A 21,496-nucleotide genomic window follows, 5' to 3' on the forward strand; every position below is an offset into this window, starting at 1 on the left:
CGTTCGCTACGAACTAGGGATAGCCTCCGACTCGTTATCGCGTTTGGGGAGCGAGTGATGACGACATGGCGCAAGGCGTTGCTGGTGAGTGTGGCCGCGGTTTGGGCAGTGCCCGCCATCGCGCAGGAGGCGCCGCCCGCAGAGGCGGACGGCGCGGGCCGCGCTCAGGTCCAGGACATCGTCGTCACGGCGCAGCGCCGCGAACAATCGCTTCAGGCGGTGCCGATCAGCGTCACTGCGTTCAATGCCACGAGCATCGCTGCTCTGAGCGCTGAATCGATCGGCGATCTCGACAGCTTCACGCCGGGCCTGTCGATCAACGACACATCGGTGACGCAGCCGTCCTTTGCGATCCGCGGCGTGCAGACAGACGATTTCGGGATCGGCACGGAGCCATCGGTCGGCATCTTCGTCGACGGCATCTATTCGGGGCGATCGGGTTCGGCGCTGGTCTTCTTCAACGACATCAAGCGGGTCGAAGTGCTGAAAGGGCCGCAGGGCACCTTGTTCGGGCGGAACACGTCGGGCGGCGCGATCTCGATCATCACCAACCAGCCCGATGCCGAACGCTCGCTGACAGGTACGCTGCAGGTCGGCAATTATCGCAAGGTGCGGGCCGACGCGACGGTCAACATCCCGCTCACCGACACGCTGTTCCTGCGGCTCAACGGGGTGTCCAACTATCGCCGGGGCTATCTGACCGATGCGGTGACGGGGGAGAAGCGCGAGGGCGAAAACAACAAGTCCGGCCGCGCCGCACTGCGCTGGGCGCCGACCGGCGACACCGATTTCGTGCTCGCCTATGATCATGACGATACCGCCAAGGACGGCCCGTTCGCGATCGGCATCAGCACCCACGCGCTCAGCACCGATCCGGCCGGTCCGTTCGCCAATGACGTGATCGATGACAAGGAGACGCGGATCCTGAACGCAGTCTCGTTCATCGCGACGCACCATGGCGGGCCGTTCACCCTCACCTCGATCAGTTCGTTCAGGAAGTTCGAGACGCATAACCGCGAGGACGAGGACGGCACCGCAGATGCGACGCGCTATTTCGATACCGAGAATATCGAGAAGAACAGCAGCCTCTACCAGGAAGTGCGGATTGGCTTCGATAATGACCGGCTGAGCGCGATCGCCGGCGCCAGCTATTTCCACGAGCGCGGGCGACAGACGAGTGCCGCGACGTTGCTGACGGACTCGCTCGATCGTCTTTTGGGTAACGTCGCGGGATTCCCCGTCTTTTCGTTGCTCAACCAATTTGGCGGCCTGCCGGTCTTCGGGCTGCAATATCGCGAAGATATGAACAACCGCGCGGCGAACGATTCCTATGCCGCGTTCGGCGATGCGACCTACAAGCTGACGGACCGGCTGAGCCTGACGGCGGGCATCCGCTATACACGCGACCGGAAGCGCTTCACCTGGAGCAATGGCGCATTCATTGCGCCGGGGCTGGATGCGATCTCGGCACCAGGATTGCTGTACAATGCCATTTTCGGCTTCAACCTGCCGGATGTTCCAATCAGCGTCGGCGATTTCTACCGTGGGGTGCTTGGCCCGAACGGAGTGATCTTCGATGTGGACACGCTGGAGGGGGTGCCGTTCACGCGGCGCGCCACCTTCAGCGACGTCAGCCCGCGCTTCGTGGCGCAATATGACGTGAATGACGACGTGCATCTCTATGCATCCGCTTCGCGCGGCTACAAGGCGGGCGGATTCAATTCGACCGAGATCAATTCGTTCTTCTCGCCGGAGAAGGTGTGGAATTTCGAAGGTGGCTTCAAATCGGAGCTGTTCGATCGCCGGGTGCGCTTCAACCTGTCGGGCTATTATTTCAAATACCGCAATCGCCAGTCGATCAGCCTGGAGCCGAACACCAATCCCAATTGTGTGCCGCCGATCCCGGCGGGAACGATCTGCCTGCCGCAATATGTCACGCGGTCAGGCGATTCAGAAGCCTATGGCGTCGATCTGGAGACCCAGTTCGTGCTGTCGCGCGATTTCCGGATCGGCCTGACGGCTGGGGCGATCGAGTCGAAATGGGTGACGCGGATCCAGCAGGGCGTCGACATCTCCGGACAGCCGACCGGCGAACCCGCGTTCCGCGGCGTGTTCAGCGCGCACTACGACCACGATACGGGCCATGGCTCGATCTTCGCTGACGCGAGCTACAGCTACACCTCGCGCCAGCGCCTGAACGACGCCCAGCGGGCAATCGAAAACTCGTTCGTTGACGGATCGGGCGTACCCTATGTCGATCTTGCGGTGCTCGGCACGTTGCGCGCGCCGCGCAACATCATCAACGCGAAGATTGGCTGGCGCTCGCCGGACGACCATGTATCGATCTCGGTCTATGCCGAGAATCTGCTCGACAAGCGCTATTACCGGACGCTCAATCCGATCTCTGCCGACAGCTTCAATACGCCCTATGTCCGTGCCGACCGGCCGGGTTTCTACGGCGTCGAACTCGGCTTCCGTTTCTAGAACAAAAGGACAGGGGATGATGGCGAACAGGATCGCATTTCTCGGCTGCGTCGCGGCACTGGCCGTGGTCGGCGGCTGCAACAGCGGACCGAAGACCGATGCACAGGGCTTCGTGATCGATCCCGATTTCGAGAAGAATCTTCAGGCGAAGCTGCTCGACGCGAAGCCGGGCGCCGTGATCGAGATCCCCGCCGGCAAATATGCGCTGAGCCGCGGCCTGAGCCTGACCGCCAATGGCGTGACGGTAAAGGGCGCGGGCATGGACAAGACGATCCTGTCCTTCGCGAAGCAGACTTCGGGGGCCGAAGGGATGCTCGTCACCGGGGACGATTTCACGATCCAGGATCTCGCCTTCGAGGACAGCAAGGGCGACGCGCTGAAGGTCAACGGCGTGAAGAACACGGTGATCCGCCGCGTGCGCGCGGAATGGACCGGCGGCCCGAAGACCTCCAACGGCGCCTACGGCCTCTATCCGGTGCAGGTGACGAACGTGCTGATCGAGGGATCGGTGGTGAAGGGCGCATCGGACGCCGGCATCTATGTCGGCCAGTCGAGCAACATCATCGTTCGGGACAACCGCGCCGAGGGCAATGTCGCCGGCATCGAGATCGAGAATTCGAGCCATGCCGACGTCTATGGCAACACCACGACCGGCAACACCGGCGGCATCCTGGTGTTCAACATGCCGAACCTGCCGGTGCCGGGCAGCAAGACGCGCGTGTATCGCAACAATGTCTTCGCCAACAACCACGCGAATTTCGGGGCGAAGGGCAGCGCGGTCAGCTCGGTGCCGCCGGGATCGGGGGTGATCGTCAATTCCAATGACGAGGTCGAGATCTTCGACAACGACGTGAAGGACAACAAGACCGCCAACGTCATCATCTCGAGCTATTATTCGACCGGCTTCGACACCAAGGCGGGGATCGCAGCGGCCTATGATCCCTATCCCGAGAACATCTATGTCGCCGGCAACCGCTTCTCCGGCGGGGGCGACGATCCCGGCCCGCGCTATGCGCCGCTGAAGGCGCTGACCGGCGGCCGCTTGCCGGATGTGCTGTGGGACGGCTTCACCAACCCGAAGCTGAAGACGGCCGGCATCTGCGTGCAGAATGGCGACGCGAAGCTGCTCAATGTCGACGGGCCGGGCGGGTTCGCCCGGGCGCGGATCGAGACCGGCATGGATTGCGCGCCCGCCACGCGGCTGCCCGAGATCAGCCTGCCGGCCGTCATGACGAAGGACAGCGGCAAGCCATCGTGATCCACCGAGCATGACTTTGCGCCTCCTCGCCGCCCTGGTCGCGGCGCTGATCCTCGGCGCGTGCGGCGCTCAGCCCAAAGCGGTGACGTTCCATGCCGAGGACAATCCCGAGAAGCTGTCCGACTGGGGACTGTTCGCGGTCGGCGGCGGGCGCATCGCCGCCCGGCCCGGCATGGTGACCTATGAACTGCAGACGCCGCTGTTCAGCGACTATGCGCAGAAATGGCGGACGATCTGGATGCCCAAGGGGGTGCACGCGACCTATCGGGCCGATCGCTGGTTCGATTTTCCGGTCGGCACGATCGTGACCAAGACCTTCTATTATTCCACCCCGGCCGGCGCGGCTCAGCCGCAGACCAGCGCCGAAGTGCTGAAGGTGACGCCGGCGACCTACCAGACCGGGGTGGACGGGCTGAATCTCAGCCATGTGCGGCTGATCGAGACGCGGCTGCTGGTGCGGCGCGCCAGCGGCTGGGTAGCGCTGCCCTATGTGTGGAATGCCGAGGGCACCGACGCGACGCTGGAGCGGACCGGGGCGGATGTGCCGCTCACCCTGGTTGATGGCGTGAGGCGCACGCCGATCGCCTATAGCGTGCCCAACCAGAACCAGTGCGCGGGGTGCCATGTGCAGGATTTCCGCACGCGGGCGATCGAGCCGATCGGGCTCAAGGCGCGCCATCTCAACCGGGAGTTTCCGTACACGGGAGAGCCCGGAAATCAGCTCCGGCGGCTGTCCGGAATGGGGTATCTGAAGGGGGTGCCGGGTATCCTGATACCGCACGCTACCGACCTCGCCGCGCAGGCGCGGGGGTATCTCGATATCAATTGCAGCCATTGCCACAACCAAGTCGGCGCAGCGCGGACGTCGGGGTTGTGGCTTGATGCCGCGACCAACGATCCGCGGCTGCTCGGGATGTGCAAGCCGCCGGTTGCGGCCGGGCGCGGGACCGGGGACCGGCCGTTCGACGTGGTGCCGGGCAAGCCCGACGCGTCGATCCTGCCCTATCGCATGGCCAGCACCGACCCGGGCGTGATGATGCCCGAGCTCGGCCGCAGCCTGTCGCACCGGGAAGGGGTGGCGCTGGTGACCCGCTATATCACCGCGATGAAGGGCGCCTGCACGGAGGATCGCGGTCCGCAGCGAGTGACGGCCCGATGAGCTGGACGAACTGGTCAGGCAGCGTGAAGAGCGCAGCGGCGGTGGTGCGGCCGAAGACCGAGGCCGAGCTGGCCGTCGCGGTGCGCGGCGCGCGGAAAGTGCGCGCGGTCGGCGCGGGGCATTCCTTCATGCCGCTGTGCGAAAGCGACGGGCTGATCCTGTCGCTGGAGGATCTGGCCGGCACGCTGACCATCGCGCCCGACCGCAAGACGGCGCGCATCCCGGCGGGCTGGAGCATCCGGCGCCTGACCGCGGCGCTGTGGGACGAAGGGCTGGCGCTCGCCAACCAGGGCGATGTGAACCCGCAATCGCTCGCCGGAGCGATGGCGACGGGCACGCATGGCACCGGCCGCGACCTGGGCAATCTCGCCACCTTCGCGCGCGGCTTCCGGCTGATCGGGGCCGACGGCGCCGCCTGGTGCGACGCGACGACCAATCCCGACCTGTTCCAGGCGCAGCGCCTGTCGCTCGGCCTGTTCGGGGTGGCGACCGAGATCCTGTGCGACGTCGTCCCGGCCTATCATCTGGCCGAACGGATCGAGAAACGGCCCTGGGGCGAGATCCGCGAACGGTTCGACGAGCTGGTCGAGCAGGAACGCCATGTCGAATTCTGGCTGTTCCCGCATGCCGACAGCGCGATCCTGAAGACGCTCGTGCCGTGCGATCCATGCGATCCGCCGGCATCCACCAGCGACATCGAGGAAGCGACGTTTCGTCGGCTGCTCAATCTCGGCGCGCTGGTGCCGCGGTTGATCCCGACCTTGCAGCGCGTGATGATGAAGACCAACATGAACGGCAGCCGGCGCGGGCCGAGCCACGCGATATTCCCGTCCGACCGCACCATCCGCTTCGAGGAAATGGAATATGAGATGCCGCGCGCGGCCGGGCTGGAGACGCTCGACGACATGGTCGGCTGGATCAGGCGCAAGAAGCTGCCCGTCGCCTTTCCGTTCGAATTCCGCATCGTCGCGTCGGACGATATCTGGATGAGCCCGATGAATGCCGGGCCGGTCGCGGCGATATCGATGCACCAATATGCCCGCATGCCGTGGCGCGACCTGTTCGCCGGCGGCGAGGCGATCTTCCGCGCGCATGGCGGCCGGCCGCACTGGGCCAAGCGGCACAGCCTGTCGCGGACCGATGTCGATGCGCTCTATCCGATGGCTGAGCGTTACCGCGCGGTGCGTCGCGCCGCCGATCCGGGCGGCAAGTTTCTCAACCCGCATCTGGCGGAGCTGTTTTCCTGATGGACGACCTGGAACTGCACAGCCATCTGATCGGGCAACAGGGCTCGCGCGGCGCGCTCAACACGCCGGTGCTGGTGCTCGATCTCGACAAGCTCGACCGCAACATCGCCGCGCTGCAGGCGCTCGCCGCCGCGCGCGGCGTCGCGCTTCGGCCGCATGCCAAGACGCACAAGAGCGTCGACATCGCCCGGCGCCAGATCGCCGCGGGCGCGGTCGGCCTGTGCTGCGCCAAGATCGGCGAGGCGGAAGTGCTGGCCGATGGCGGCATCACCGGGCTGCTCATCACCTCGCCGGTGAGCGCACCTGGCGCGATCGAGCGGCTGGCGGCGCTGGCGAAGCGCGGGATCGGGCTGATGGCGGCGATCGACAATCCCGCGATGGTCGCGCCGTGGCAGGCCGCGCTGGCGGCGGCGGGCGCGATGCTCGACGTGGTGATCGACGTCGATCCCGGCATCAGGCGCACCGGCGTCGCCTCGCCCGAGGCGGCGGTCACGGTGGCCGAGGCGATCGCACGATCCGGCAATCTGGTCTATCGCGGCGTCCAATATTATTGCGGGGCGCAGCAGCATATCGAGGATTATGCCGCGCGCCGCGCCGCGATCGTCGACCGCACCGATTATCTGCAGACCGTGATCGCCGCGCTGACCGAAGCCGGATACCAGCCCGAGATCGTCACCGGATCTGGCACCGGCACGCATCGCATCGATCTCGAGCTCGGCCTGTTCACGGAGCTCCAGGCCGGATCCTATGTCTTCATGGACAAGCAATATCTCGATTGCGATCTGGCCGACGGGCCGCAACCGCCGTTCGAGACATCGCTCTCCGTCGATTCCCGGGTGGTGAGCGCGAACCATGAGGCGCTGGTGACGATCGACGCCGGGTTCAAATCGCTCTCCACCGATGGCGGCGCCGCCCAGGTGCAGCGCGGCGCGCCACCGGAGACCCTGTTCCTGTTCATGGGCGACGAGCATGCGGCTTTGGTGTCGCCCGAGATCGGCGCGCGGCTGCGCCCCGGCGATCCGGTGAGCCTGACCGTGCCGCACTGCGACCCGACGGTGAACCTGTACGATCATTATCATGTCGTGCGGGGGGATACTTTGGTGGAGATCTGGCCGGTCAGCGCGCGGGGGCGGGCGCGGTGATGCTGACACGGTGAGGATCCAAGCAACTATTGTGTCTCCGCGAAGGCGGAGACCCAGTCTGGGCAAGTGTCAGGTCGGATCGTCCCCCGGACGATCCTCGAACCTGCGGGGCAGGTTCGACCCGACACTCCTTCGCGGGAGCACAAGGAGGCTTGCGCAACTGCTTCATCGATCTGCCGGCGCCCCTTCCAACGAGACAGGCGCCCGATGAATCTCCGCACCGATCGCGTGCTGGCGATATTCGTCGTCGGCGTGATCGGTGTGCTGATCCCCGGCCTGCAGCCGCAACTGCTCGGTGCGCTGGCGGCGGAGGGGCGGCTGTCGGTGACCGCGCTCGGCATATTGGCGACGGTCGAGTTGCTGGCGATGGGCATTGCGGCCGGCGCGGCCGGCTTCGTCCTGCCGGTGACGCGGTTGCGGGCGATCGCGGGCGCGGCGCTACTGACAGCGGGCGGGGCCGACCTGCTGACGCCATGGCTCGATAGCGGGCCGCTGTTCGGCGCGCGGATCGTCGCCGGGCTGGCCGAGGGCGTGCTGATCTGGATCATGATCGGCTTCATCATCCGCACGGACCGGCCGGAGCGCTGGTCCGGCATCTATCTGGCGATCCAGACGCTGGCGCAGTTCGCCCTCGCCAGTGCGATCGGTTATTCAGCGGCGAGCAGTGCGGGCGGGTTCGGCGCCTTGGGTGCCGTCACCCTGGCCGGCCTGCTGGCCCTGCCGTGGCTGCCGGATTCCTATCCACCGTTGCTGGCCAGCGACGATACGGGCGGCATGCCCCCGGCGCGAGGGCTCATCGCGCTGGCCGGGGTGGTCGCCTATCTCGCCTTCATCGTCGCGATCTGGGTCTATCTCGAGCCGCTCGCGCTGGACCATGGCATTGCCCCGGCGACGATCCATCTGATGGCGCCGCTAGCGCTCGCCATGCAGGTGATCGGGGCCGGCGTGGCGACGCTGCTGGCGGGACGCCTGCCGGCGCGGCTGGCGATCGCGGTCGTCGGCCTGCTCAACCTCGGGCTGCTCGCGATCCTGGCCGCGCCGCCTTCCCCGGCCGCGTTCGTCGCGGCGACGGCAGTCTTCGGATTCCTGTGGCTGTTCATCCTGCCTTTCCAGATCACGATCGCGATCGCCGCCGATCCGAGCCGGCGTGCCGCGCTGCTGATCGGCGGCGCGCAACTGACCGGATCGAGCCTGGGGCCGCTCCTGGCCGGCATCCTGATCGGCGAGAAGGACGTCGGGCGCGTCTTGTTGTTCGGTGCGGGTTGCGCAATTGCAGGCATGGGGGCACTGATCGGTGCCGGCACAAGACGGAGACCAGCGGGAGTGACCTGACGAATGCCCGGGCTTGCCACCAAACGCCCTCGCCCCAAACAGGAACGCGCCCAGCAAACCTATGAATTGCTGCTCGACGTGGCCGGCGCTCTCCTTGCGGAAGTCGGCATCGATCGCATTTCGACCAACATGATCTGTGCGCGCGCCGGCCTGACCCCGCCAGCACTGTACCGCTATTTCAAAGACAAATACGATATATTGGAAGCGCTTGGCCTGCGCCTGATGGCACGCCAGAATATCGTGCTGGAGCAATGGATCGCGCGCCATGCCGATCGCGGGATCGAGGCACTGCGCGACGGCATCGAGGAACTGCTGCGCGAGACCGCCGAAGTGACGCAGAGCGAGCCCGGCGCGGTGTGGACGCTGCGGGCGCTGCACGCCTCCCCCCGGCTGGTGCATGTCCGCCTGGAATCGCACCGCTACGTCACCGACCGGCTCGTCGAGGCCTATATCCAGTATCTGCCGGGGGTCGATCGCGAAGCCCTGTGGCAGCAGGTGCGGTTATCCGTCGAACTCGGCTTCGCGGCCGACCAGATGCTGCAGGAGGAAACGCGCGTCTCGGCGGAGCTGGTATTCAGCAGCGTGGCGCGGATCCTGCGGGACCATAGCCTGCTCCAGGCTTGATCCGCGCGTAGCGCTTCAAGCCGGCGCGAGGCTGGCGATCAGCTGGCCGGCGGCCACCAGATCGGCGGTGTCCATGCCTTCGACGAACTGCCCAATCAGCGGCTGCAATAGCGCGCGTGCTGCTTCCGGCCGCGCCTGCTCGTCGTGAAGCGCCGCCAGATCGATTGCCGTCCGCAATTCCCAGGCAAGCGCGCCCTGGCGGCGGCTGAGATCGAGCGACGCGAGAAAGCAGCTTTCGGCTTCGGCGCCGCGAGGGTGCGGCATTGCGCAGAGCAGGCGACCCTTCACGCGGAGCAATTCGGGCAGGTAGGACAAAGGCCCGTTCGCCTCGACCAGTGCTAGCGTCTCATCGACCAGAGCGAGAGCCTCGGCAAAGCGGCCGGTGATCGTCAGACCCTGGACCAGCGCAATCCTGAAGGAGGTGGTCAGCAATTCATAGCGCGCCCCGCGGAGTTCCTCGAGGCAGGCGCGCAGGCTTTCGACGCCCGCCACCGCGTCGCCGCCCCGAATGGCCAGCTCGGCGCGAAAGGCGCGTCCGACCACGACATAGGGACCATGCGGCGCGGACCGGGCGCGCGCGCAGAACAGATCGATATGTTCGGCCGCACTGTCGAGATCGCCGGTCCAGAAGAAGACGGACACGGCCCAGATCAGCGCAACCGATAGCGTTACCGGATGATCGGCCGAAGCGGCCTCACGCACGCTGCGCCGCGCGCAATCCAGCGCCCGGACCGGATAGCCCTGCAACCAGAAGGTGCGGGCCAGCGCGGCACCGGCCAGGTTGCGCCCGTCGAAGCCGAGATAGGTTGTCCCGCCAGGCAGCGCGACCGGGCCGTGGCGCAACGCCGCCTCCAGCTCGCGGCGGGCATCGACGAGATCACCGGCGAAATGCAGCGAGAGGCCGAGCAGCGCATGCGCCAGCGCTAGGGCGGCGGGGTCCTCCATCGCCTGCGATACCGCCGCGCCGCGACGGCCATAATGCAGCGCCGTGCGAAAATCGCCGAGCCGCAGATGGAACATCTGCAACGGGCCGAGCAGCTGCAGTTGGTTGAGCGCATCGCCGCGCCGGTCGGCGATGGCGAGGCTGCGGTTCAGCGCGGCACGCGCCTCCTCACTGCTGCCGCGGGTGAACATCAGCGAAAGGCCGAGCGCCGCCTGCAGATGCATCTCATCGGCCCCGCCCCGCACCCTGCCCTCCAGCGCGCCCAGCGCCCGTTCCGACCAGCGATGACATTCCGTGAGCAGCGACATCGCCAGGAAGACCGGTGCGGCGGCGGCGGCGAGATCGATCCCGATCCGCTCATCGCCGCCGGGAGCGAAGCTCCAGTCCAGCGCAGCGCGCACATTGCCAAGCTCTGCGAGGCGGGGCGACCGTTCGGCGGCACTCGGCAAGGCGGGCCATTCAGCCGCAGTCTGCACCAGCCAGCGCCGGTAAAAGGCAGCATGGCGCGCCGCCAGATCGGCATGATCGGAGGCATCGGCATCGATCGTGCGCAGATAATTGCGGGTGGTGTCGAGCAGACGATAGCGCATCATCGCGCCCGCGGGGCGGGTGGCGACCATCGATTTGGCGACCAGCCCGTCGATCGCGGCAAAGACGACCGAGGCCTCGACAGTGCCGCCGGGCACGACCGCGAGCGCCGCCTCGATCGTGAAATTGCCGACGAAGATGGCGAGCCGGCGCAGCACGACGCGCTCGACCTCGGACAGCAGGCGATAGCTCCAGTCGAGCGTTGCCTGCATCGTCTGCTGGCGTGGCGGGGCGGTACGCTGGCCCTGCCACAGCAGCGCAAGCCGCTGATCGAGCAGCGCGACGGTATGCCGCAAGCCGTACGTCCCCACCCGCCCGGCCGCGAGTTCGACCGCCAGCGGCACGCCATCGAGCTTGCGACACAGCCGGGCGACGATCGCGGCCTCGGCATCGCCCAGCTCAAGCTCGGCGCCGCTCGCCGCGACGCGATCGACGAACAGCCGGGCGGCGGGAAAGGCCAGCACGTCTTCGGCGGTGAGGCCCGGTTCGTCCGGCGGGGCGGTGAGCGGCGCGAGCGGGTGGACGCGCTCGCCCTCCACCCGGAGCGCTTCGCGGCTCGTCGCCAGGATATGGACCTGCGGCGCGGCGCGGAAGATGCCCTGCGCCAGCCGCGCCGCCGCATCGACGACATGTTCGCAATTGTCGAGCACGAGCAGGAGGCGCCGGTCGCGCAGCCAGGCGATCAGCCCGGGCGCGGGATCGTCCGACTGGATCGAGATACCGAGCATCGACGCAACCGAAGCGGCGACCAGGGCGGGATCGCTCAACGTGCCGAAATCGATGAACAGGACGGCACCGGCGAAGCGATCGAGCAGGGCATGCCCGACCGCCACCGCGACCGTGGTCTTGCCGACCCCGGCGGGGCCCGTGATCGTGACGAAGCGAGAGGATTCGAGCAGGGCCGAGATGGCGGCGACGCTTGCATCCCGACCGACCATGCGGCCGAGGTTGCCGGGCAGGAAGCTGGCGCCGGTCCAACCCGTTGCCACGGTGATCGGCAAGGACTGAGCCCCGCCGGAATGCGTGACCGGCGCCACGAAGCAATAGCCGCGCCCCGCCAGAGTCGCGATGTAGCGCGCACCGTCCCGGCCATCGCCCAGCGCCTTGCGCAGGCCCGCGATGTGGAAACGCAGGCTGCCTTCCTCGACCACGACATCGGGCCAGATCAGCGCCATGAGTTCCCGCTTGCCGATGATCTCATTGGGGCGCGAAACGAGCGCAATCAGCGTATCGAGCGTGCGGGCGCCCAGCTCGACCGGTGAATCACCGCGCAGCAGCAACCGTTCGCCGGCGATCAGCCTGAACGGTCCGAAGGAGAGCATGTCCCCGCTGTGCTGCCCCTGCTCCGCCATGGCGTTTTCTCTCGCGGCCATGAGAGGGCCGTGGGATGTGTAGGGGATGGTCCGGGATCGCACCATAGTGGATCAAATGCGTGCCCGCTTCGGTTGAACAACGCCGGAAAGCAGTCGTTTGCTTTACCCCCGTGCAACACCGTACTAAAACCCACGCGACCGCATGTAGTCTCTCTTGCGTTCGTCAGTCATCGAAATGAAAATGACGCGACGAATATCTTTGATCAGTAAGTATCCACCTGCAATCTTGCCAGACACCTCCGCCCTGACGATCCCCGATTCACGCCACTCGCGCCGCAGTGACTCAGCAAGCAATTCTCCGGAATGTGCGGCTTGCCAGTTAAGTCTGATTCCCCGGCGCTGACATTTATCTGCTATCAGCACATAGCCGTGTTCGAACGAACCCACGACCGTGCCCGTCCATCGCACGTTGGTGCCGCTCCACCCAGCCAGGTTTCTCGGCAAATCGCAAAGGCTCGCGTGCTGCGGAGCGGGCGCACTACAGGAAATCGGCGCGAAGGCGATTATCAACAATGCCCACCGGTTCATGTTGCTTGCATACGCCAACGGTCAATGTCCGCAAATGGGATTTCGGTGACAGTTTACGAATTAGCCTTGCGCTTCGGTCCACGCCGTTGCGGCGCGAGCGTTCGGCCGGTTTGCCGCTCGATCGCCTCGATCCACGCGGCGCCGCCCAACGGCCTGCCGGTCGTCTCGGACTGGCGGAGCGCTGCATAGGCTGCGGCATCCTCCTCGTCGCCGAGAAAGGCGCGGAAATCGCCCGTTCGGTCGAGCACTGGTTGCACCCTGACCACGCCGTCGTCCTCACCCGCGAAATGGGCGGCGGTGCTCGACCAGCGCCAGTCCTCCGGCCTGTCGACCAGGCGCGCCCGAACCGGGTTCATCGCGACGTAGCGGGCGGCACTGGCCAGATAGGCATCGTCCATCGCCACTGAGCCAAACCGGCCCTGCCACAAATGCCCGGTCCAGCGATGCCGCGCGTTGATGATGCGGGTGTAACGGCGATGAAGTTCGGCAAAGGTGCGGCGCAGGCCATCGGGGTCCGACGGAGTCAGGATGACATGGACATGGTTGGGCATCAGGCAATAGGCCCATATTTCAGCCTCCGCCTTGAAGGCCGCCTCGCCGAGCAGGTCGCGATAGAGCGCATAGTCCGCGTCTTCGAAAAAGGTCTGGCCGCGCCGGTTGCCGCGTTGGGTCACATGGTGCGGGATACCGGGGATCACGACTCTTGCCAGGCGGGCCATATGTTTGCCGTAACGAGGTGAGGGTAATTAGTAAACTGTCACCGAAATATGGCAATCTACTATTCAGCGCACTTATAGTGTGTTGGATCCCAGCCGTAATCTGCCTGATCTCCTTCGACTTCCAACCTGACCGCTTTGCCTCCACACGCCTTTTGCGCTTCGGCTGCGGCCTTGCCATCCAAAAGGTCGATGGGACGCGGATGCCTGTTGGCGCGCTTGTGCTGGGCTATCAGATCGCTTGGGTCGCTGGCGCAGCCGCCGGTTACTGTGGCCAGCACGACGGCCATAACATGAGGTCTCATTCGGCCTCCGGCGCTCTTAGACCCTAAGTGGGCACGATGCCGACACGAGGAAATGTCCGCAAGTGGGCGATTGCAGTCATTCCGGATTTGCGGGCGCGCGACTCGGTGCCGAACGCCTCTGCCAACATCGGTATCGCCACCTCGGCGCGGGCCCATCGCTAACTCCTAACAACAGCTGACAAGTGCTGACGGGCGTTTCACCATCGCCCCGCCTACCTGCTGCGGACCGCATCACGCATCGCAGGAGACATGTCATGAACGCGATATCGCCCACCCGTCGCGGCTTGCTCGCCAGCTCGGCCGCCGGCGTCGCCATCGGCCTTTCGGTGCTTGCCGCGCCGGGCCTCGCGCGGGCCGCGCTGGCCGGGGACGCCGCGATCCGGCCGTTCCGCGTCCGGGTGCCGGAGGCCGAGCTTGCCGATCTGCGCCGCCGGGTGCGGGCGACGCGCTGGCCGGCGCGGGAGACCGTGGCGGATCAGTCGCAGGGCGTGCAGCTGGCGAGCCTGAAGGCGCTGATGGAATACTGGGGCACTGGCTATGACTGGCGCAAGGTGGAGGCGCGGCTGAACGCGCTGCCGATGTTCGTGACGGCGATCGACGGGCTCGACATTCAGTTCATCCATGTCCGGTCGCGCCATGCCAATGCGCTGCCGCTGATCATCACGCATGGCTGGCCGGGATCGATCCTGGAGCTGCTCAAGGTGATCGGCCCGCTCACCGATCCGACCGCGCATGGCGGCAGGGCCGAGGATGCGTTTCATCTCGTCCTGCCCTCGATGCCCGGATATGCCTTCTCGCAGCAGCCGGCGCAGACCGGCTGGGGCGCCGATCGCATCGGGCTGGCCTGGAACGAACTGATGGGGCGGCTGGGCTATAAGCGCTATGTGGCGCAGGGTGGCGACTGGGGTTCCGTCGTGTGCGACCGGATGGCGCGGCAGGCGCTGCCGGGGCTGATCGGCATCCATGTCAACATGCCGGCGACGGTGCCGCCCGAGCTGATGCGGGCGATCCTTGCCGGCGACCCGGCGCCGGCCGGGCTTCCCGTCACGGAGAAGACGGCGTTCGAGGCGCTCAGCGTCTTCTTCGGCCGGAACGGCGCCTATGGCAGCATGATGTCAACGCGCCCGCAGACCGTGGGGTACGGCCTCACGGATTCGCCAGCCGGGCTCGCTGCCTGGATGTACGACAAATTCGCACAATGGACGTATAGTGGCGGCGTGCCCGAACGCTCGCTCACCCGCGACGAGATGCTCGACGACATCTCGCTTTACTGGCTGACCAACAGCGCGATTTCGTCTGCCCAGCTCTATTGGGAGAACAACGCCAATAATTTCGTGGCGGTAGACGTCGCGATCCCGGCCGCGATCACGGTGTTTCCAGGCGAGATCTACCGCGCGCCGCGCAGCTGGGCCGAGCGCAGCTATCACCAGCTGATCTATTTCAACGAAGTCGACAAGGGCGGCCATTTCGCCGCCTGGGAAGAGCCGGCGCTGTTCAGCGCCGAGCTTCGCGCCGCCTTCCGATCGCTACGCTGAATCCCTTTTTCCAGAAGGAGCCGATCATGGCCGATACCAGGATCCTCTACACTGCCCGCACCCACACCGTTGGCGGCCGCGAGAATGGCGCGGCGCGCAGTTCCGACGGGCGGCTCGACATCCGCCTGTCGACACCGGGCAGCGACCGCCCCGGCACCAATCCGGAGCAGCTGTTCGCGGCCGGCTGGTCGGCCTGTTTCGAAGGCGCGCTGGGCATCGCGGCGCGGCGCATGAAGATCACCCTGCCCGCCGGCCTGGCGATCGACGCCGAAGTGGATTTGTGCCTGAACGACGGCGACTATTTTCTGCAGGCGCGCCTGAACGTCAGCCTGCCCGACATCGACCGCGAGACAGCCCAGGCGCTGGTCGACGCAGCCGACCGGACCTGCCCCTATTCCAAGGCAATCCGCGGCAATGTCGACGTCGTGATCGCGCTGGTCTAGCCGTGACTGGACCTTCCCGGAATCGTGTGCGCCTGATCGGCGGCATCGCGCTGGCGGGTGCCGCGGCGATCGCGCTGGCGGTGGGCATCGGCCAGGCCCGGCACTGGCCGGCCGGCGGCGCGGCCATGGCCGAACCCACCCCGGCCAGTGAAGCGAAGGGACGCAGCATGCCCAACCCCGCCGTGCCCGCACCCCTATCGTCGCTGTTCGACGGACGGGAGTGGCTGAACACCCCGCCGCTGCGGCCCGAGGATCTGCGCGGCAAAGTCGTGCTGGTCAATTTCTGGACCTATTCCTGCATCAATTCGCTGCGGCCGCTGCCCTATCTGCGCGCCTGGGACGCCAAATACCGCGCGCAGGGGCTTGTCATCATCGGCGTCCATGCGCCGGAATTCGGCTTCGAGAAGAAGCTGACCAATGTACGCCAGGCAGTGGCCGAGCAGGGCGTGCGCTTTCCCGTGGCGCTCGACAGCGATTTCACCAGCTGGCGGGCGTTCGGCAATCGCGGCTGGCCCGGCTTCGTCTTCATCAGCGCGGACGGACGCGTCCGCCACGAGCGGCTCGGCGAAGGCGATTATGCCGAATCCGAACGGCTGATCCGGCAATTGCTTGCCGAAGCGGGCCATGCACCCCCGACGGGATCGATCGCGGACATTCCCGGCCAGGGCATTCAGGCCGCACCCGACTGGGCCAGCCTGCGCTCGCCCGAGACCTATATCGGCTATGGCCAGGCGGAGCGTTTCGACGCGCCGGGCGGCGTGCGGAAGGACGCGCCGGCGCGGTACGCGGCGCCGGCCGACTTGCCGCTCAACCATTGGAGCCTGGCCGGCGCTTGGACCGTCGGGGGCGAATATGCGACGCTCAACGCCGGCGGCGGGAGCATCCGCTACCGCTTCCACGCGCGCGATCTTCATCTCGTGCTGGGCGCGCCAGCGGGCGGTGACGCGGTGCGCTTCCGCGTCCTGATCGACGGCGCAGCGCCCGGCACGGATCACGGCACCGATGTGGATGCCGAAGGCTGGGGCACGCTGCGCGAGGACCGGCTCTACCAGCTCGTCCGGCAGAGCCGGCCCGTCGCCGATCGCACCTTCGAGATCCAGTTCTCGGCGCCGGGCGTGCGTGCCTATGTCTTCACCTTCGGATAGACCGCTCCACCATCGAGGATCACCCCATGACCAGCACCGCGACACCGGAAGATATCGACCAGGACCGCCGCCAACTGTTCGGGGCGGCGGCGCTGGGGGCGGCGGCCCTGCCCTTCTTCGCGAGCGCGGCCGCCGCGCAGACGGCGCCGGCGCGGCCCGCCGTGCCCGGGTTCGGGCCGCTGAAGCAGATCGATGCCGGCCTGCTGACCATCGGTTATGCCGAGGCCGGACCGCCCAAGGGGCCGGTGGTGATCCTGCTGCACGGCTGGCCTTATGACATCCACAGCTTCGTCGAGGTGGCGCCGTTGCTCGCCAGGGCCGGCTACCGGGTGATCATCCCCTATCTGCGCGGCTATGGCACGACGCGGTTTCGTTCGCCCGACACGGTGCGAAACGGCCAGCAGGCGGTGTTCGCGGTGGACGTGATCGCGTTGATGGATGCGCTGCACATCCCGACCGCGATCGTCGCCGGGTTCGACTGGGGCGCGCGGACGGCGGATATCGTTGCCGCCTTGTGGCCGGAGCGGTGCAAGGCGCTGGTTTCCGTGAGCGGATACCTGATCGGCAGTCAGCAGGCCAACAGCGCGCCGCTGCCGCCCAAGGCCGAGCTTGGCTGGTGGTATCAATTCTATTTCGCGACCGAGCGCGGGCGGATCGGGTACGAGCGCAACCGGCATGATTTCGCGAAGCTGATCTGGGAACTGGCGTCGCCGCGCGCGACCTTCGATGCGGCGGTGTTCGAGCGCAGCGCGGCGGCGTTCGACAATCCCGATCATGTCGCCATCGTGATCCACAATTATCGCTGGCGGCTCGGCCTGGCCGAGGGCGAGCCGCTCTACGCCCCGATCGAGACGAAGCTGGCCGCCGCACCGGCGATCGCGGTGCCGACGATCACGCTGGAAGGCGATGCGAACGGCGCGCCGCATCCCGAACCGGCCAGCTATGCCGCGCGGTTCACCGGCAAATATGCGCACCGCACGATCACCGGCGGCATCGGGCACGACCTGCCGCGCGAGGCGCCGGCGGCCTTTGCCGAGGCCGTGATCGACGTGGCGCGGCTGTGACGCCGGCCGGCTGAGCCCCTCACTCCGTCGCCGCGACGACATTGTCGTCGGAGTTGCGATCGATGCGGACATTGTACGGATCGGCGCCGGCAAAGGCCGGCTTCTTCGACGTAACCAGCTTCAGCGTCTGCGTGCCGGTGCGCAAAGGCAGGCGCTGGAGCAGCAGCACGTCCTTCTTCGCGAAGGCGCCGCGGCCGGGCATCGCGGCGAACAGGCCGATCTCGGTCGTCTCGGCCATCGGCGCCTCGGTCTCCTTGCCCTTGCCGTCGGCGTAGAGCTTGCGCGCTTCGATCGTCAGGGTGGTTTCGAAGCGACCGTCGGGCAGTTTCTTCACCACAGCAGCTTTGGTCTTGATGTCGTAGAGCGTGATGCGTTCGAACAGATCGGTGATCAGCGCCTGCTCCTCCGGGCTGGCGCCCTTGCGGAACTCGGCGATCAGATCGAGCGAGCGCGGGAACGGCGCGCCCTTGAAGCGGAAGCGGGTGAGATAGCGTTTCAGCGCCGCGTTGACGCGTGCCTCGCCCAGCGCGTCCTTCAGCCGATACATGACCAGCGAGCCCTTGCTGTAATGGATATATTGCTGGTCCTCGACCCGGTAGAGCGGCAGTTCCTCGATCACTTCGCCGCCGCGGCTGCGCAGATAACGATCGAGCTCGAACTTCAGGAAGCGGCGGATCTGATCGCGGCCGTAGAGCTTCTCCATCACCATCAGCGCCGAATATTGCGCGAGGGTCTCGGTCAGCATGGTCGCACCCTGCATGTCGGCGCCGATCGCCTGGTGCGCCCAATATTGATGGGCGAGCTCATGCGCGGTGACATAGGTGACATAGTCGATCTTGTCGGGATCGGAGAGGTCCGCGATGAAGCCGATCCCTTCGGAATAGGGCATCGTGCCGGCAAAGGCCTGGGCGAACTTCTGGTAATCCGGGAATTCGATGATGCGGGCCTGGCGGAACTGATAGGGCCCGAAATTCGGCTGATAATAATCGAGGCTATGGGCGAACGCCGCGAGCATGCGATCGACATTGGCGCCGTGCCGCGCATCGTAATAGACTGCGAGATCGACGCCATTGTGCATCCGGTGCTTCTCGACATAGCGCGCCGACTGGACCGAATAGAAATTCTGGATCGGCGCATCGACCACAAAGCGCGCGGTGCGCCGGCCGTTGGCGGTCGTGTCGCCGACCTTGTAGCCGGGCGCGATCGGGGTCTGGCCGGCATCGGTGGTGACGGTGATGTCCGTCCTGATCCAGTCCGTGCGGATCTGGTTGAAGCGGGTCGCGGACAGATCCTCGAGCTTTGCCGGGCGCAGTTCGGGCGTCAGGCCGTATTTGCGGCGCTTGACCCGGTCCTGCAGCAGGCCGGTGTAATCCATCCCGATCGAGGGCACGAACTGGAAGTTATTGACGAAAGTGCCGTTCTGCACGACGCGCGTGTCGTTGCCGCTGTTGCGAAAACCGCGCTGCGTGCGCTCGGTGCGGAAGGTCAGGCTGGTGGCGGCGCCCGGCGCGAGCGGGGCCGCGAGGCGATAGATGCGGTACTGGTATTTCGGATAGTCGCGCGCCAGCCTCGCGCCCGGGATGGCGACCGAGACCAATTTGGTCGAGCGATCGGCGAGGCGGACATGCACGTCACTGAGCGGCGTCCCCGTCTTGTTGACCAGGGTCAGCACGCCGCTGGCGCTGAGGCCGGGTTCCTGCGGGCGCAGATCGACCGCGACGCGCGCGGCGGTGACGAGTGGCTGGGGCAGCTTCCGATAGGGCAGCAGCGCCTTTTCATAATCGGCCATGAAGGCCTCTTCGGAGACCGGCGTGCCATAGTCGTTCAGTACATGGGTGTTGTAGAAGATCCACGCGCCCGAAGCGACGAACACGGCGAGCGCAGCGCCGCCGACCAGCCCGGCCGGCCCGGCGAGCCGGCGCGGCAGGCGCTTCAGCCGCGGCCGCAGCCGCGTCTCGGTGCCGCGCCGCCAAAGCGCATGGGCGAGCACCAGCAGGATCACCGCGAACGCCGTCCAGTAAAGCCGCAGCCACCAGGCGCCGATCCAGAACTTGCCCAGGCCGTTCATGTCGGAGAGCGGCACCTGCGGCGACTGGCCGTAATTGTACAGCGCATCGCCAAAGCCGAGATTGCGCAGGGTTACGCGGATGATGATGAAATAGAACACCATCAGGCCCCAGCCGAGATATTTGTTGGGGCTGAGCGCCTGGATGAACACCGCCAGCACTGCGATCAGGGTGAACATGATCGTATCCGGCAGCACGTACCAGAGCAGATATTTGCCGAGCTCGAAATTCGTATAGCCGTGCAGCAGCTGCGCCACGACGCCGGCGAACACGCTGACCAGCAGGGTCGCGCACATCACCAGCACCACCGCCAGCGCCTTGGGCACGACATAGGCCCAGTCGGGGATCGCCGAGGCATCGATGATCTCGTGAATCTTGCGGTCGCGCTCGCGCCAGACCAGCTCGCCGGCATAATAGATCGCGATGATCACCGGGATGATGCCGAACGATCCCTCGATCAGGCCGATCAGCACGCGCGTCACCGGCAGCACGGGCGTGCCGAACACCTCGCCGAGATCGACCATCGCGGCGGCGGCGTTGAACAGGCCGAGCGCCATCAGCACGAAAAAGGCCGGGCTCTTGAACACCTGGCCGAGCTCGAGCGCAGTGCGGGCGCGCAGTTGCGCAAACGCCGTCGCGCGGCCGAAGCTGGGCGTCGCCAGCGGGTCGACCGGCTCAGTCGGGGCCGGCGCCTCGACCTGCTCCTGCAGCTTCAGTGCGCGCCGGCTCGCCTTTGACGGGCGCGCGCCGAAGCGGAAGGTGGCGGTCGCCACGGCCAGCGCGGCGAGGCCGATCGCGACGATGATGGCGCGGTTGAACAGCAGGATGCCGTCGACCGGCGCGACCAGCGTGTTGCGATCGGCCGCAGTCCAGTATTTGCTCGCATAGGAAAAGGCGCCGATGCCGAACGGCTCACCATAAGCGCCGGCCAGCTCATAGGCCGGATTGCGATCGAGTACGACGCTGGCGACCGTCCACAGGATGAGGAAGGCGACCACGCCGAGATAGGTCGCCATCATCGAGCGGGTCATGGTGGCGAGTGTGAAGAACAGGGCCGAGGTCAGCAGCAGATCGGGCAGCGCGAACCAGAGATAGGGCACGGCATAATAAGACAGGACGTTCGGCCCGAGCGTCTCGCTGTCGACCCATGGCATGAACGACCCGATCCACACGCCGAGCGGCACGGCGAGGAAGCCGAGCGCGGCGGCGAGATAGGCGCCGGAATAGCGGCCCATGAGATAGGCGATGCGCGTGATCCGCGTCGCGCGGACGATCGGCCCGAAACCGGTCTCATCGTCGCGCACCACGACGTTCGCGACGAAGGCGGTCGACACGAACATGTAGAAGACCGACATGATGATGACGACCTGCGCGATCGCGAAGGGCGCGTTCTTGTGGACGTTGCCGCCCGATCCGATCCGGATCTGGTCGACCGTCGTCGCCCCGAAGGCGAGCAGGAAGAACACCACGATGGCGACCCAGAGCACGGGGTTGCGCAGCTGGTAGCGCAGCTCGAACCGGGCCACGCCCGCGAACATGCCCAT

General features: G+C 66.4%; 15 protein-coding genes. 11 read left to right on the forward strand and 4 right to left on the reverse strand.

Annotation, left to right across the window (positions count from 1 at the left end):
* The first annotated feature begins 57 nt into the window (after positions 1-57).
* The 7 genes from U1769_RS01770 (at position 58) to U1769_RS01800 (ending at position 9,246) form a co-directional block, all read left to right on the forward strand.
* Positions 58-2,484: a TonB-dependent receptor gene (locus U1769_RS01770; protein WP_332711169.1), complete on the forward strand. Its 2,427-nt coding sequence runs from the start codon at positions 58-60 to the stop codon at positions 2,482-2,484.
* A gap of 19 nt (positions 2,485-2,503) precedes the next feature.
* The gene (locus tag U1769_RS01775; protein WP_332711171.1) at positions 2,504-3,742 is read left to right on the forward strand and encodes a parallel beta-helix domain-containing protein; all 1,239 of its coding nucleotides are present in this window, start codon (positions 2,504-2,506) and stop codon (positions 3,740-3,742) included.
* A 10-nt stretch (positions 3,743-3,752) separates the two neighbouring features.
* Positions 3,753-4,901: an SO2930 family diheme c-type cytochrome gene (locus U1769_RS01780; protein WP_332711173.1), complete on the forward strand. Its 1,149-nt coding sequence runs from the start codon at positions 3,753-3,755 to the stop codon at positions 4,899-4,901.
* Positions 4,898-6,148, forward strand: coding sequence for a D-arabinono-1,4-lactone oxidase (locus U1769_RS01785; protein ID WP_332711174.1), 1,251 nt, complete (start codon positions 4,898-4,900; stop codon positions 6,146-6,148). Before U1769_RS01780 ends, U1769_RS01785 begins: the two co-directional genes overlap by 4 nt.
* Complete coding sequence (locus U1769_RS01790; protein ID WP_332711176.1) at positions 6,148-7,290, forward strand: DSD1 family PLP-dependent enzyme; 1,143 nt, start codon at positions 6,148-6,150, stop codon at positions 7,288-7,290. Before U1769_RS01785 ends, U1769_RS01790 begins: the two co-directional genes overlap by 1 nt.
* 207 nt (positions 7,291-7,497) lie before the next feature.
* A complete protein-coding gene (locus U1769_RS01795; protein ID WP_332711178.1) occupies positions 7,498-8,622 on the forward strand; it encodes a hypothetical protein in 1,125 nt (374 codons plus the stop codon).
* Between the two features lie 3 nt (positions 8,623-8,625).
* Positions 8,626-9,246 (forward strand): TetR/AcrR family transcriptional regulator, encoded by a 621-nt coding sequence (locus U1769_RS01800; RefSeq protein WP_332711180.1) that lies wholly within the window; start codon positions 8,626-8,628, stop codon positions 9,244-9,246.
* Between the two features lie 15 nt (positions 9,247-9,261).
* Here the strand turns inward: U1769_RS01800 and U1769_RS01805 are convergent, their stop codons facing one another.
* The 3 genes from U1769_RS01805 to U1769_RS01815 all read right to left on the reverse strand — a co-directional run bounded on the left by U1769_RS01805 (position 9,262) and on the right by U1769_RS01815 (position 13,684).
* The gene (locus U1769_RS01805) at positions 9,262-12,150 is read right to left on the reverse strand and encodes an ATP-binding protein (protein ID WP_332711182.1); all 2,889 of its coding nucleotides are present in this window, start codon (positions 12,148-12,150) and stop codon (positions 9,262-9,264) included.
* Between the two features lie 581 nt (positions 12,151-12,731).
* The gene (locus U1769_RS01810) at positions 12,732-13,397 is read right to left on the reverse strand and encodes a transposase (protein WP_332711184.1); all 666 of its coding nucleotides are present in this window, start codon (positions 13,395-13,397) and stop codon (positions 12,732-12,734) included.
* A gap of 59 nt (positions 13,398-13,456) precedes the next feature.
* Entirely contained in the window at positions 13,457-13,684 is a 228-nt protein-coding gene (locus U1769_RS01815; RefSeq protein ID WP_332711186.1) for a hypothetical protein, read from the reverse strand.
* Positions 13,685-13,953: 269 nt separating this feature from the next.
* Here U1769_RS01815 and U1769_RS01820 point away from each other — a divergent pair, with 269 nt between their 5' ends.
* From U1769_RS01820 to U1769_RS01835, 4 genes are read left to right on the forward strand one after another with little or no spacing between them, the layout of a single operon-like run.
* Entirely contained in the window at positions 13,954-15,234 is a 1,281-nt protein-coding gene (locus U1769_RS01820; RefSeq protein WP_332711188.1) for an epoxide hydrolase family protein, read from the forward strand.
* A 26-nt stretch (positions 15,235-15,260) separates the two neighbouring features.
* On the forward strand, positions 15,261-15,677 hold the full coding sequence (locus U1769_RS01825) for an organic hydroperoxide resistance protein (RefSeq protein WP_332711190.1): 417 nt from the start codon (positions 15,261-15,263) through the stop codon (positions 15,675-15,677).
* A 2-nt stretch (positions 15,678-15,679) separates the two neighbouring features.
* Positions 15,680-16,822 carry a redoxin family protein gene (locus U1769_RS01830; protein WP_332711191.1) on the forward strand — a complete coding sequence of 381 codons (1,143 nt, stop codon included), beginning with the start codon at positions 15,680-15,682 and terminating at the stop codon, positions 16,820-16,822.
* Positions 16,823-16,848: 26 nt separating this feature from the next.
* Entirely contained in the window at positions 16,849-17,886 is a 1,038-nt protein-coding gene (locus U1769_RS01835) for an alpha/beta fold hydrolase (RefSeq protein WP_332711193.1), read from the forward strand.
* A gap of 19 nt (positions 17,887-17,905) precedes the next feature.
* On the opposite strand, the gene U1769_RS01840 is transcribed toward U1769_RS01835, so the two are convergent.
* The gene (locus tag U1769_RS01840) at positions 17,906-21,496 is read right to left on the reverse strand and encodes an ABC transporter permease/M1 family aminopeptidase (RefSeq protein WP_332711195.1); all 3,591 of its coding nucleotides are present in this window, start codon (positions 21,494-21,496) and stop codon (positions 17,906-17,908) included.

The organism is Parasphingomonas zepuensis (assembly GCF_036663735.1).
GTDB lineage: Bacteria > Pseudomonadota > Alphaproteobacteria > Sphingomonadales > Sphingomonadaceae > Sphingomonas.

Bases quoted from the DNA above. Each gene is read 5' to 3' on its own strand.
- U1769_RS01840 (WP_332711195.1), bottom strand. From the start codon at position 21,496: ATGGGCATGTTCGCGGGCGTGGCCCGGTTCGAGCTGCGCTACCAGCTG.
- U1769_RS01780 (WP_332711173.1), top strand. From the start codon at position 3,753: ATGACTTTGCGCCTCCTCGCCGCCCTGGTCGCGGCGCTGATCCTCGGC.
- U1769_RS01820 (WP_332711188.1), top strand. From the start codon at position 13,954: ATGAACGCGATATCGCCCACCCGTCGCGGCTTGCTCGCCAGCTCGGCC.
- U1769_RS01825 (WP_332711190.1), top strand. From the start codon at position 15,261: ATGGCCGATACCAGGATCCTCTACACTGCCCGCACCCACACCGTTGGC.
- U1769_RS01800 (WP_332711180.1), top strand. From the start codon at position 8,626: ATGCCCGGGCTTGCCACCAAACGCCCTCGCCCCAAACAGGAACGCGCC.
- U1769_RS01805 (WP_332711182.1), bottom strand. From the start codon at position 12,150: ATGGCCGCGAGAGAAAACGCCATGGCGGAGCAGGGGCAGCACAGCGGG.
- U1769_RS01790 (WP_332711176.1), top strand. From the start codon at position 6,148: ATGGACGACCTGGAACTGCACAGCCATCTGATCGGGCAACAGGGCTCG.
- U1769_RS01770 (WP_332711169.1), top strand. From the start codon at position 58: ATGACGACATGGCGCAAGGCGTTGCTGGTGAGTGTGGCCGCGGTTTGG.
- U1769_RS01835 (WP_332711193.1), top strand. From the start codon at position 16,849: ATGACCAGCACCGCGACACCGGAAGATATCGACCAGGACCGCCGCCAA.
- U1769_RS01775 (WP_332711171.1), top strand. From the start codon at position 2,504: ATGGCGAACAGGATCGCATTTCTCGGCTGCGTCGCGGCACTGGCCGTG.
- U1769_RS01815 (WP_332711186.1), bottom strand. From the start codon at position 13,684: ATGGCCGTCGTGCTGGCCACAGTAACCGGCGGCTGCGCCAGCGACCCA.
- U1769_RS01785 (WP_332711174.1), top strand. From the start codon at position 4,898: ATGAGCTGGACGAACTGGTCAGGCAGCGTGAAGAGCGCAGCGGCGGTG.
- U1769_RS01795 (WP_332711178.1), top strand. From the start codon at position 7,498: ATGAATCTCCGCACCGATCGCGTGCTGGCGATATTCGTCGTCGGCGTG.
- U1769_RS01810 (WP_332711184.1), bottom strand. From the start codon at position 13,397: ATGGCCCGCCTGGCAAGAGTCGTGATCCCCGGTATCCCGCACCATGTG.